The sequence below is a fragment of the Pseudoduganella aquatica genome, from assembly GCF_009857595.1.
GTDB classification, from domain to species: domain Bacteria; phylum Pseudomonadota; class Gammaproteobacteria; order Burkholderiales; family Burkholderiaceae_D; genus Rugamonas; species Rugamonas aquatica_A.
In genome coordinates, this window is the sequence record NZ_WWCU01000014.1 from 24,274 (window position 1) to 37,147 (window position 12,874).

Sequence of the window (12,874 nt, forward strand, 5' to 3'; positions counted from 1 at the left end):
CCTTATTTGTTAAACAGTTGCAGGTGTTCGACCACGGGGCCGAGCGCCAGCGCAGGCACGTAGTTCAGCACGCCCACCAGCACCACCACGCCTACCAGCAGGCCGATGAACATGGCGCCGTGGGTCGGCATGGTGCCGGCGTTCGCCTCCAGGCGCTGCTTGCCGGCCAGCGAACCGGCGATGGCCAGGATGGGCACGATCACGGCGAAGCGGCCGAACCACATGGCCACGGCCAGCATGGTGTTGTAGAACGGCGTGTTGGCGGACAGGCCGGCAAACGCGCTGCCATTGTTGTTGGCGGCCGAGCTGAAGGCATACAGGATTTCCGAGAAGCCGTGCGCGCCGGGGTTGGCGATGCCGGCCTTGCCCACGTCCGTCATCACCGCGATGGCGGTGCCGCTCAGCACCAGGATGGGCGTCACCAGGATGGCGATGGACGTCATCTTCATTTCATAGGCCTGGATTTTCTTGCCCAGGTATTCCGGCGTGCGGCCTATCATCAGGCCGGCGATGAATACCGCCATGATGGCGAACACCAGCATGCCGTACAGGCCGGAGCCCACGCCGCCGAAGATCACTTCGCCGAACTGGATCAGCAGCATGGGGATCATGCCGCCTATGGGCGTGAAGGAGTCGTGCATGGCGTTCACCGCGCCGCAGGAGGCGGCCGTGGTGACGGCGGCGAACAGCGACGAGGCGCTGATGCCGAAACGGGTTTCCTTGCCTTCCATATTGCCGCCGGACTGGACGGCGCTCATGGCCTGGTCCACGCCCAGCGCCTGCAGCGCGGGGTGGGCCTGCTGCTCGGCCACCAGCACCACGGCGGTGGTGGCCACGAACAGCAGCGTCATGGCGCCCAGCACGGCCCAACCCTGGCGGCGGTCGCCCACCATGCGGCCGAAGGCGAAGCACAGGCCGGCCGGGATGATAAAGATGGCCAGCATCTGCACGAAGTTGGACAGCGCGGTCGGATTTTCATACGGGTGCGCCGAGTTGGCGTTGAAGAAGCCGCCGCCGTTCGTGCCCAGCATCTTGATGGCTTCCTGCGAAGCCACCGGACCCATGGCGATGGTCTGGGTAGTGGCAGTCATGGCCTCCGTCACCGGCTGGCCCTGCGCATCCAGCACGGGCTGCCCGTCGGCGCCGGTTTTCGGCACGGTGTAGCTGACCTGGTCCAGCAGCGCCACGTCCTTGTAGGCCGAGAAGTTCTGGATCACGCCCTGGCCCATCAGGAACACGGAGAACAGCAGCGACAAGGGCAGCAGCACATACAGCGTGGAGCGCGTGGCATCCACCCAGAAATTGCCGATGGACTTGGCCGAGCGCGAGCTGAAGCCGCGTATCAGCGCATAGGCCACGGCCATGCCGGTGGCCGCCGAGAAGAAGTTCTGGCAGGTCAGCGCCAGCATCTGCACCAGGTAGCTCATGGTCTGCTCGCCGCTGTAGCCTTGCCAGTTGGTGTTGGCGACGAAACTGACGGCGGTGTTGAACGACGAATCCGGGCTGACGTTGGCCAGTCCCTGCGGATTGAGCGGCAGCCAGGCTTGCACGCGCTGTAGGCCATAGGTGAAGAGCGCACCCACGCCGTTGAAGACCAGCAGCGCGATGGCGTAGCTTTTCCAGCCCTGGCCGCGCTCTTCGGCCTTGAGCGGCACGCCGGCGGCGCGGTACAGCAGCTGCTCCACGCGCAGCAGCCAGCCCAGGCCGGGAATGCGGCCGCCGTCGCCCACGCGCGCCAGGACGATACCGAGCGGCCAGGCCAGCGCCAGCAGCACGGCCAGGAACAGCGCCAGCAGAATAAAGGATTGCATGGTCATCACAGGTCCTCCGCTTTCAGGAGCGCCACCACCAGGTAGACCAGCAGGCCGGCCGACGCCAACGCGCCGAGTAGATAAAAGCTATTCATTTCCGCTCTCCCAGCGCGCCGCAGCCGGCGGCAAAGCCGCAGCTCACGAGCAGAAAAACGACGATTGCGCCGATAAACACCACATCCATTTTGATACCCTCGCAGGTCTTGTTTTGATGCTTCCAGCTTATCGGCGGAGACCTAAAAGTGTTGTAAAGACTGTGGGGCAGGGTGTAAACGCGGTGTAAAAATTGGCCGCCAGAATAGACAATCGCGCCGGGCGCACTTATGCTGAAACCGTTCCGGGAGCTTCCATGAAAAAAAACGTGCCGGCATGGCGCAGCACCCTGCTTCTGATGCTATGCGCTCCCGCAGCGCAGGCGGGCCGCCCCATGGCGGCCGACGACGCCGCCATCCTCGATCCGCGCCAGTGCCAGCTGGAGATGTGGGCACAGCACAACAAGACTCAGAACGAATACTGGACGGCCCCGGCCTGCAATTTCGGCGGCGGCTGGGAGCTGGGCGCAGGCGCGGGACGCGCGCGCAGCCTGGCAGGCGGCGGCCGGGATACGCTGTCGCTGCTGCAGGCGAAAACGCTGCTGCGCGCGCCGCAGGAAGATGGATGGGGACTGGGCCTGGTGCTGGCCGGCCAGTGGCGCACCGGCGCAAACAGCAACCGTGACCTGTCGCTGAACCTGCCGCTCAGCGTGGAGCTGGCGGGGGACCGCGCCATGCTGCACGCGAATGTCGGCTGGCTGCGCCTGCGCGGCCAGCCCGAACCAGCCAGCCCGCGCCTGCAGCGCAGCTGGGCGCTGGGCCTGGAGCTGGCGGCCGGCGAACGCGCCGCCTTCACGGCGGAAGCTTACGGACGCCAGCGCACCGGCAGCTACATGCAGCTGGGCGCGCGCTACAGCCTGATTCCGGGCCGGGCCGATATCGACATAGCCTACGGCGACCGCGCCGGACGCCGCGGCGCCGAACGCTATCTCGCCGTCGGCCTGACGCTGGTCGCCTCGCTGGCCGACTGAGCGAGGCCGCCCGGCTTAGAACGCTTTGCTGACCGTCAGCACCAGCGCGCTCTTGCCCAGGAATTTCCCGTTGGCGGGCGAGGCGTAGGCGCTCTTGCCCGCGTTAGTGCCGATGACGGCCAGCGCGCCGGTGAGCACGCCGAAGTCCTTGGTGGCGCCGATTTTCCAGTCGCTATAGTCGGCCTGACTGGCGTTCTTCACCTTCTGGCGGCCCGCGTGCAGGTTGACGGTGTAGCCGCCGCCTGCATCGATATTGGCGCCCACGTCCAGGTAGCCGCTGTTCTTGCTGTCGACGAAGCCGAACAGATTGGTCACAGAGTGCGAGTACTTCACGTAGGCCGGGCCGTAGCCCAGCTGGCCGTAGATTTCGGTGGTGTCGGCGTTGGCAAAGCCGGCTACGTGTTTCAGATCATTGGACGGGTAGACATAGGCCAGCACGCCCGCGTCGTAAGACACGTCGGCGCCCAGCTGGCCGCGCTTGCCGGCGTACAGGTCCAGCTCCACGCCGCCATCGCCGCCCGCGTCCCTGGTCCACTTGATGGTTGAGCCCCAGGCGCCGGCGTAGAAGCCGCTCGGGTTGTTGACGTAATCCACGCCGCCCTGCAGCGCAGGCTTCAGGCGGGTCTGCGAGATGCCGCGATAGCGGTAGTCGGATGTGGCGGCGGCGTTGAAGCTGGTTTCATTGTCCGGCTTCTGGTCCTCGGCTTGCGCAGCGGCGCAAGTCGCAGACAAGGTGGCCGCGGCAGCGGCGGCGAGCAGCAGTTTCTTCATGGTGCAGTCCTTCTTTGGTGGCGGAAAACAGGAGCTGCACAGCTTATCGGGTGGGCCGTAAAAACAGTCTAAAAAGTGGCGCGGCAGATGTAAACGCCGCGTAAGGATCAGGCGATGCGCATCAGCCGCTTGATGGCGGCGCGCAGCGTGGGATCGGACACCGGCTTGTTCAGCAGGCCGGCGGCGCCTGCTGCGCGGGCGCGGGCGCTGTCGTAGGCGTAGTCCCGCGAGACCAGCAGCACCACGTCCGGCGCGCGCACATCCGCTCCGGCCTGCTCGCGCAGCGCGGCGCACAGGAGGTAGGGGTCGATTTCCGCCAGCGAGGTATTGATGAGGACCACCGCCACCGGCGCCAGCATCTGCGGCGCATCGGCGCAGGCGGCCAGTGCGGACGGCTCATCCGAGGCCCATAGCGCCGGAATGGCCCAGGGCTTGAGCAGCTTGGCGACGTGCTGGCTGAAGCGCGCGTTGCGGTCCACCACCAGCACCGCGCCGCGCCGGTCCTGGCCCGTGGTGCGCATGGCCGCGTACTCGGACGGGTCGGTCAGGTCGAAATCCAGCCGTTCGCGCGCGCGGCGTTCCGCCAGCGGCGGCAGGCCCGCGCCAGCCAGCCTGGCCAGCGCTTCGGCGCGGCGCTCCACCAGGCGGGCCAGTTCGGCGTGCAGGCTGTCGTCGTCGCAAGGCATGGGCAAGGAGGGATAAGGCAGGGCCGTCAGCAGGCCCGCCCCCTGCTCCGGCCCGGCTTGGGGCGCGCCCAGCAGCAGCGCCGGACGCACGTCGCCGGGATTGAGCGCCGCCAGCACCGCCAGGGACTTCAGCTCGGCGCCGTTGGCGATCAGCAGGTCAGGCTCCTGCAAGCTGTCGCCGGGCAGGAAAAAATACGCCGGGCCGTGGTGCGGCGCGCGCTTCAGCGCCGCCGCCAGGGCCTCTTCCTGCGCTTCGGCAAAGCCGATCAGGCGCACCGCGAACGGAAATTTGTCTGCACTCATGGCTCGCTCATGGACGATTTGCACCGCTTTTTCCCACGTATTGAGCTATTTAACCACAACTCCCCACCCTTTCCGGCGTCCAGTTTCCCGCCATTGCCGCCGGTTGCGGATAGAATGCGCAGGCAAGCGCGCCTGCGGGCGTTGCGCAGAAAGCACTTGCAGAGCAAAATAACTGTATATAATCACAGCACTTTGCAGCAAGCTGCCGCACCAATAGAGAACCGCACAACCTAGCTTGATCACGTATGGCCACTAAAAATCCAGTTTCCGACTACAGCGAATCATCCATCCGCGTCCTCAAGGGCCTGGAACCTGTCAAGCAGCGTCCGGGCATGTACACCCGCACGGAAAACCCCCTGCACATCATCCAGGAGGTGATCGACAATGCCTCCGATGAGGCCTTGGGCGGTCATTGCAAAAACATTATCGTGACGCAGAATGCCGACGGCAGCGTAACGGTGGAGGACGACGGCCGCGGCATCCCGGTCGGCCTGCACCCGGAAGAAAACGTGCCGACGGTGGAAATCGTCTTCACCCGCCTGCACGCGGGCGGCAAGTTCGACAAGGGTTCGGGCGGCGCCTACGCCTTCTCCGGCGGCCTGCACGGCGTGGGCGTGTCGGTCACCAACGCGCTGTCCAAGCGCCTGGAGATCTCGGTCTGGCGCAAGGACGACAAGGGCAACGGCTTCCACCACCTGGTGTTCGAGCACGGCGAAGTGGTGGAGCCGCTGAACTCCATGCCCGCCCCCAAGGACGGCAAAAAGTCCGGCACCCGCGTCACCGCCTGGCCGGACGCCAAATACTTCGACTCCTCGCTGATCTCGCAGGTTGAGCTGCAGCGCCTGCTGCGCTCCAAGGCCGTGCTGCTGCCGGGCGTGACCGTCACGCTGAACAACGCCAAGACCGGCGACAGCCAGACCTGGAAATACGACGAAGGCCTGCGCGGCTACCTGACCGAAGCGCTGGCGCAAACCTCCGACGGCGAAACCCTGATCCCCCTGTTCGAAGGCGCGCAGTTCGCCGGCCCGGACACGGAAGGCTTTGCCGAGGGCGAAGGCGCGGCCTGGGTGGTGGCATGGACCGAAACCGGCGCCGTGGTGCGCGAATCCTACGTCAACCTGATCCCCACGCCGAACGGCGGCACCCACGAATCGGGCCTGCGCGACGGCCTGTTCGGCGCCGTGAAGAACTTCGCCGAGATGCACTCGCTGCTGCCGAAAGGCGTGAAGCTGCTGCCGGAAGACGTGTTCGCGCGCGTCTCCTTCGTGCTGTCGGCCAAGGTGCTGGACCCGCAGTTCCAGGGCCAGATCAAGGAACGCCTGAACTCGCGCGACGCGGTGCGCCTGGTGTCCACCTTCGCCAAGCCGCCGCTGGAGCTGTGGCTGAACCAGCACGTTGAATACGGCAAGAAGCTGGCCGAGCTGGTGATCAAGCAGGCCCAGTCGCGCCTGCGCTCGCTGCAGAAAGTGGAAAAGAAAAAATCGTCCGGCGTGGCCGTTTTGCCGGGCAAGCTGACCGACTGCGAATCGAGCGACGTCACCCGCACTGAAATCTTCCTGGTCGAGGGCGACTCGGCGGGCGGTTCGGCCAAGATGGGCCGCGACAAGGAATTCCAGGCCATCCTGCCGCTGCGCGGCAAGGTGCTCAACTCCTGGGAGACCGACAAGGACCGCCTGTTCGCCAACAACGAGATCCACGACATCTCGGTGGCCATCGGCGTCGATCCGCACGGCTTCGGCGACTCGCCCGACCTGTCCGGCCTGCGCTACGGAAAAATCTGCATCCTCTCCGATGCGGACGTGGACGGCTCGCACATCCAGGTGCTGCTGCTCACGCTGTTCTTCCGCCACTTCCCGGCGCTGATCAAGCATGGCCACATCTGCATCGCCCGTCCGCCGCTGTACCGCGTGGACGCGCCGGCGCGCGGCAAGAAGCCTATCCAGAAGCTGTACGCGCTGGACGACGGCGAGCTGGTGGCCATCGAGGACAAGCTGCGCAAGGACGGCCTGAAGGACGGCAGCTGGTCCATCTCCCGCTTCAAGGGTCTGGGCGAGATGAACGCCGAGCAGCTGTGGGAAACCACCATGAACCCGGACACGCGCCGTTTGCTGCCGGTGAAAGTGGGCCGTCCCGGCCACAGCACCTCCTCCGCGCGCTTCAACATGCTGATGGGTAAAGGCGAAGCCGCCGCCCGCCGCGCATGGATAGAGGAACACGGCAACGAAGTCGAAGCCGACATTTAATACAGCACACGTTATCTGACATGACTCATCAAGCAAATCTCTTTGACGAACCGGCGCCGGTGGAACCGGCCGCCACCCCGGCCACCGCCACCGCCGAAATCGACCTGACCGATGCGGCCGACGGCGCTGCAGACACCATTGAAACCATCGCGGACGTGATCGCCGCAAGCGGCGACGGCGACGGTGACGGCAATGGCGGCGACGGCGGCGACGGTGGTGATGACGGCGACGATGGCGATGGCGGCGACGGCGGCGAAACGCTGATCCTGTCCACCTTCGCCGAGCGCGCCTACCTCGACTACGCCATCTCCGTGGTCAAGGGCCGCGCCCTGCCGGACGTGTGCGACGGCCAGAAGCCGGTGCAGCGCCGCATCCTGTACTCGATGAATGAACTGGGCCTGGGCCACACCGCCAAGCCGCGCAAGTCCGCCACCGTGGTGGGCGACGTGCTGGGTAAATTGCACCCGCACGGCGACCAGTCGGTGTACGACGCGCTGGTGCGCATGGCGCAGGACTTCTCGCTGCGCTACCCGCTGATCGACGGCCAGGGCAACTTCGGCTCGCGCGACGGCGACGGCGCCGCCGCGATGCGCTACACCGAAGCCCGTTTGACGCCCATCTCGCGCCTGCTGCTCGACGAAATCGACCAGGGTACGGTGGACTTCCAGCCCAACTACGACGGCTCGTCCGAAGAACCGAGCCTGCTGCCGGCGCGCCTGCCCATGGTGCTGCTGAACGGCGCCTCCGGCATCGCCGTGGGCCTGGCCACCGAAATCCCGTCGCACAATCTGACCGAGGTGGCGCAGGCCGCCGTGGCCATGATACGCAACCCCAAGATCAGCCACGACGAACTGATGGCGCTCGTGCCGGGTCCGGACTTCCCGGGCGGCGGCCAGATCATCACCCCGCCTTCGCAGATCCGCGACATGTACGCCTCCGGGCGCGGCAGCATGAAAGTGCGCGCGCGCTGGAAGATAGAAGAACTGGCGCGCGGCCAGTGGCAGGCCGTGGTCACCGAACTGCCGCCGGGCACCTCCTCGCAGAAGGTGCTGGAGGAGATCGAAGAACTGACCAACCCCAAGGTCAAGCTGGGCAAGAAGGCGCTGTCGGCCGACCAGCTGGCGCTGAAACAGCTCATCCTCGGCTCGCTCGACACCATCCGCGACGAATCGGGCCGCGCCGCGCCGGTGCGCCTGGTGTTCGAACCGAAGTCCAAGAACCAGGACCAGACCGAGTTCATGCTGATGCTGCTGGCGCACACCTCGCTCGAATCGTCCGCCTCGATCAACCTGGTGATGATAGGCAGCGACGGCCGCCCGCGCCAGAAAGGCATCGGCGACATCATCAGCGAATGGATCGGCTTCCGCTTCGAGACCGTCACCCGCCGCACGCAGTTCAAGCTGAAGAAGGTGGACGACCGCATCCATATCATGGAAGGCCGCGAGACCGTCCTGCTGAATATAGATGAAGTCATCCACATCATCCGCAATTCGGACGAGCCGAAGGCGGCGCTGATCGAGCGTTTCAGGCTGTCCGACCGCCAGGCCGAAGACATCCTTGAGCTCCGCCTGCGCCAGCTGGCGCGCCTGGAAGCGATCAAGATCCAGCAGGAACTGGCCGAACTGCGCAAGGACAAGCAAACCCTGATGGACCTGCTGGAAAACCCTTCGTCGATGAAGCGCCTGATCATCCGCGAAATCGAGTCCGACGCCAAAGCCTACGGCGACGCGCGCCGCACACTGATCGAAGAAGCGCAGAAAGCCGTGGCCGAGCAGAAGGTGGTGGACGAACCGGTCACCGTCATCATCTCGGAAAAAGGCTGGATACGCGCCCGCACCGGCATAGGCCACGACAAGACCCAGTTCACCTTCAAGGTGGGCGACTCGCTGCACGACGCCTTTGAATGCCGCACCGTGGACACCCTGCTCGGCTTCGGCGACAACGGCAAGGTGTACTCGGTGCCGGTGGCCGCGCTGCCGAACGCGCGCGGCGACGGCGTGCCGATCACCACCCTTGTCGACCTGTCTAGCGGTGCCCGCATCAAGCACTACTTCACCGGTCCGGCCAGCACCCAGCTACTGCTGTCGTCCAGCGCGGGCTTCGGCTTTATCGCCAAGGCCGGCGACATGGTCAGCCGCCTGAAGGGCGGCAAGTCCTTTATCACGCTGGACGAAGGCGACCTGGTGCTGCCGCCGTCGGTGGTGGCGGAAGACGCCAGCGCCGTGGCCGCGCTGTCGGAAAAAGGCCGCCTGCTGGTGTTCGGCATGGCCGAAATGAAAACGCTGACCAACGGCGGACGCGGCGTGATCCTGATGGAGCTCGATCCGAAAGAGACACTGCTGTCGGCGGCCGCCATCAGCCAGAAAGGCGTGATCGTGCACGGCACCATGGCGGCCAAGCCGCGCGAGCTGGAAATGTCCGGCAACGTGCTGGCGCCGCACTTCGGCAAGCGCGCCCGCAAAGGCAAAGAGCTGATCCAGCGCATCAAGGCATCCTCGCTGGCGCCGAAATAAGCTGCTGCAAAACGCATTGAGCCGCATTCGGGGTCTCCCCCGAATGCGGCTCAATTCATTGACGGACGCTTATTTGACGGTAGCTGCCTTGACGTCGGCGGCGGCTTTCGCTTTCACCTCGTTGGTCTTGGCGGCGGCGATGGCTTTGTCTTCCATCGCTTCGGCTTTTTCTTTCGCTACCTTGGCGTCGGCCTTGGCGGTAGTCTTGTCGACGTTGGCGTTGGCGGCGGCCATTTTCTTGTCGGCCTTGGCTTCGGCTTTCACCTTGTCTTCAGGGTCGGCCTTGGCGACCTTTTCTTCGCCCTTCATATGGGTCTTCTCGGCCTTGGCGTGCGCCTTGGCGACTTTTTCGTCAGCCTTGGCCTGGGCTTTGGCTACATCCTGGTCGGCCGCAGCGTCTTTTTTCATTTCCTTGGCTTCTGCTTTGGCAACCGTTTTTTCAGCCTTGGCCTGGGCCTTGGCAACGTCGGCGGCCGGGGCTGGGGTTTGCGCCATGGCGGCGCTAGCGAACAGACCTGCGATCAGGGTGGCAATCAGCTTATTCATGGTATGGACCTTTCAGTTGTTTTCTGGGATGTGCATATTTCTTGTCACGGATCCAGAATATGCCCACACGCCCTGCCCATCTGTACGCTAGCGCACTCAGTAGTTGTATCAATCGTTACCAAACGTTTTAGCGCTGCTTTCAGCGCGAGTCGCGCGAGTACAGGTCTATCGTGGCGCTGACCGCTTCGCTGCACACGGCGCAGAACTTCTCGCTGCGGTCGAACATCAGGCATTGCTGCGCCGGGCGGTAGTAGCCGGTGGCCTCGTAGTTGGCGCCTTCGAAGGCGCCCACTTCGTGCTTGTGCGGCGCGGCCGAGAACAGCTTGCTGGTGTAGGCCAGGTCTTCCTTGAACAGCGCGCTCATTTCGGACTCGGGACGGATGGCCTTGCGCAGCGCGGCGCGCGTCTTCTGGTATTCGCGCGAATGCGCTTCGTATTCGGCCTTGGGCCACGGCGTGGGCAGCGGCGTGGCGGCGTTCACCAGGTGCTTCCATTTGAGCTTGGCCGGGTCGCGCAGCGCCGTGGCGTTGGGCTCCCACGGCTCCACCCGCTCGCCTGTGGACTGGTAGGCCACCGGCGAGGTGTAGTACTCGTCCGCCAGGCCGGCGAAGTGGTGGCCGAATTCGTGCACGAACAGGTAGTTGGCCCAGTCGCTATTGGCCGCCGCAGTGCTGAACTGGCCGTAGATGCCGCCGCCGCCGTAGGTGTCGTTGTTGACCAGGATTTCGATGAATTCATATGGCGCGTGCTGGGCGATGTCGCGCAGGGCGCGGTTGTCCAGCGCCAGCACATAGCGCTCGCTGCCGAAGATATCGTAGCGGGTGCCCAGCGGCGAGGCGTGGTGAACGCCGGTGGAGGGACGCGATACGCCGGACTCCTGGGTCGGCACGGCCAGGCCCCACACATTGAAGTCCCTGGCGCGCTCCTTGAACGGCGATACGCTGAACAGGTAGTCCGCCAGGCGGCGCGCGGTGGCTTCGAACTTGGCCATGTCGGCCTTGTTGTAGCCGTCGCCCAGTATCAGCAGGTCCACCTTGTCCGGCGACGGGCCGCTGACGCGGATGGGGATCGGCTTGGCGGGCGCGGGCTCCTGCTTGCGCACCACGTCCTGCGCGTCGGTGTCCACTTCCACGCTCCACACCACGGAGAAGGCGTTGCGCTCGTCGCGCTTGAGGATGCGCACTTTCACCGGGCGGTCCGGCTTGGGGAAACGCACGGATTCCTGGAAGCCCCGGCTGGTCTTCTGCGCTTCCTCGGTGCTGCGCCATTCGCCGAAGATGGTGGAGAAGCCGCGCGAATACAGCAGGTCGCCGGTCTTGGCGTCCACCACTTCCACGCGGTTCACGCCCCGGTCGGTGTCGTCCAGGTTGCGCGAGAGCTTGCCGGCCCACGGCAGCGGCTCGATCACCACGCGGTCCATGGCGTACTGCTCGTTCAGGGCGTTGCCCGTGTGGAGATAGTCCAGCCGCACGGTGGCGGGGGGCGCTGCGAACGCGGCGGATGAGAGCAGGAGCGCCGCGCCGAGCAATGCGGCGCGGGCCTTGGTGGTGAGGGTCATGGCTGGTCCTTGTACCGGGTTGTGTGCCGGTATTCTAAGGCAGCCCACGCCAAATTTAGTTCTTGTATTTGTACAGCGGACGTTGCACTTCTATGGGCCGGATGTCGAGCCGCAGGTTGAGGATGGAATACGCTTCCACCACCGACGACAGGTAGCCCGTGCTTTCCGGCGTCTTGGAGAAGCGGAACTCGAAGCCGATCTCCGGCGCCGTGCCGCGCGGGTCGCCGCTGGCGATGCCGATGGCGTCCTGCTGGTCGCTGTCGATCAGCTTTTCCATCAGGTCCACCACGGCGCTGTTGCCCAGGATGTCGTTGCTGAACACCGCGCCGCGCCGCACCGGCCGCGTGTTGTCCAGCCGCCCGTCGGCCTTGTCCGGCGCCGGCGTGAAGGTCTGGGTGGCGATGTTGAACTTGTCGCCCCTGTCCAGGTAGCTGATCAGGATGTTGCTGACGTTGAAGGCGCTCGATTCGGAATCCATGGTGGCGTGCGACAGGTCCAGCAGCATGGCGCCTCGGTAGCCGATGATCTCCACTTCGCGCTTGGCGTTGACCACCATGGCGCTGTTCTCGTCGATGCCCAGGCCGAGCTGGTAGCCCTTCTTGAGCATGGCCGGGATCATGCGCGCGAAGCGGCCGCGTATCAGCAGGTGCTGGTCGACGAAGATGTCGTCGCCGATGAAGCCCAGGCCGGGCGCGATGTCCTTGCCGTCGGCCACGCCCTCCTGCAGCGTGGCGAGCACGCGGCGCGCGTCGTAGAACATGGTGCTGCTCATGATGGCCGCGCCGGCGCTGGTGCCGGCGATGACGCCGCCGCGCCGGTAGATGTCCCAGATCGCGTCCAGCGCCGCCGTGCGGGTGCCGTCCGCGCGCACCAGTGCCTGCGTGATGCGGCCCTGGTCGCCGCCGGCGAAGTACACGCCGTCGGCGCGCCGCACGCGGTCGGCCAGGGTCATGTCGTCGGCCGCCTTGCGGTAGTCGCTATTGGCCAGCTTGACGGCGATGGGCACCAGGAAGGGGTCGGCGCCGTAGCGTTTCAAATAGCCGATGATGGCCTGGCCGGAACGCTCCGGCGTGCCTGCGGCCGAAGGAAATACCGCGATGCGAGCGCCCTTGCCGCCGGCCAGCTGCACGATGCGCTGCCAGATGTCGGCATTGTCGCCGCGCAGGCCGCCGCCGATGATGACGAGCGAACCCTTGGGCTGCGCCGGCTCGGCCGCATGGGCGTGCATCGGGGCGCCGAAGATGGCGTACCAGAGCAGGGAAAAGCGGCCTACGCTATGAATCAAAGTCTTGAGTACACCCATATCCGGTCCGTTTTGCGAGAAATTGCGTGGAGAAGCACCGGCACCGGTACCTCTTGCTTGCAAATATACATCAAATG

General features: G+C 65.3%; 10 protein-coding genes. 3 read left to right on the plus strand and 7 right to left on the minus strand.

What is annotated here, in order from left to right; all coding sequences use genetic code 11:
- Positions 1–2 precede the first annotated feature (2 nt).
- Complete coding sequence (kdpA, locus tag GTP77_RS13990; protein WP_161072774.1) at positions 3–1,817, minus strand: potassium-transporting ATPase subunit KdpA; 1,815 nt, start codon at positions 1,815–1,817, stop codon at positions 3–5.
- Positions 1,817–1,906, minus strand: coding sequence for a potassium-transporting ATPase subunit F (locus GTP77_RS13995; RefSeq protein WP_161072775.1), 90 nt, complete (start codon positions 1,904–1,906; stop codon positions 1,817–1,819). Before GTP77_RS13995 ends, kdpA begins: the two co-directional genes overlap by 1 nt.
- Before the next feature lie 254 nt (positions 1,907–2,160).
- On the opposite strand from GTP77_RS13995, the gene GTP77_RS14000 reads away from it, so the two are divergent.
- A complete protein-coding gene (locus GTP77_RS14000) occupies positions 2,161–2,874 on the plus strand; it encodes a PA4824 family protein (protein ID WP_161072776.1) in 714 nt (237 codons plus the stop codon).
- Between the two features lie 15 nt (positions 2,875–2,889).
- On the opposite strand, the gene GTP77_RS14005 is transcribed toward GTP77_RS14000, so the two are convergent.
- Both GTP77_RS14005 and GTP77_RS14010 read right to left on the minus strand, forming a co-directional pair.
- A complete protein-coding gene (locus tag GTP77_RS14005) occupies positions 2,890–3,645 on the minus strand; it encodes a TorF family putative porin (protein ID WP_161072777.1) in 756 nt (251 codons plus the stop codon).
- Between the two features lie 107 nt (positions 3,646–3,752).
- Entirely contained in the window at positions 3,753–4,634 is an 882-nt protein-coding gene (locus GTP77_RS14010) for a response regulator (protein ID WP_161072778.1), read from the minus strand.
- Positions 4,635–4,879: 245 nt separating this feature from the next.
- Here GTP77_RS14010 and GTP77_RS14015 point away from each other — a divergent pair, with 245 nt between their 5' ends.
- Positions 4,880–6,877, plus strand: a complete 1,998-nt coding sequence (locus tag GTP77_RS14015; protein ID WP_161072779.1) for a DNA topoisomerase IV subunit B — start codon at positions 4,880–4,882, stop codon at positions 6,875–6,877.
- Positions 6,878–6,897: 20 nt separating this feature from the next.
- A complete protein-coding gene (parC, locus tag GTP77_RS14020; protein WP_229202190.1) occupies positions 6,898–9,390 on the plus strand; it encodes a DNA topoisomerase IV subunit A in 2,493 nt (830 codons plus the stop codon).
- Positions 9,391–9,459: 69 nt separating this feature from the next.
- Here parC and GTP77_RS14025 read toward each other — a convergent pair whose 3' ends face one another.
- From GTP77_RS14025 to GTP77_RS14035, 3 genes are all read right to left on the minus strand, one after another.
- The gene (locus tag GTP77_RS14025) at positions 9,460–9,936 is read right to left on the minus strand and encodes a hypothetical protein (RefSeq protein WP_161072780.1); all 477 of its coding nucleotides are present in this window, start codon (positions 9,934–9,936) and stop codon (positions 9,460–9,462) included.
- Positions 9,937–10,075: 139 nt separating this feature from the next.
- Positions 10,076–11,494 (minus strand): IgA Peptidase M64, encoded by a 1,419-nt coding sequence (locus tag GTP77_RS14030; RefSeq protein WP_161072781.1) that lies wholly within the window; start codon positions 11,492–11,494, stop codon positions 10,076–10,078.
- A gap of 55 nt (positions 11,495–11,549) precedes the next feature.
- On the minus strand, positions 11,550–12,722 hold the full coding sequence (locus GTP77_RS14035) for a cyanophycinase (protein ID WP_228896777.1): 1,173 nt from the start codon (positions 12,720–12,722) through the stop codon (positions 11,550–11,552).
- Positions 12,723–12,874 lie beyond the last annotated feature (152 nt).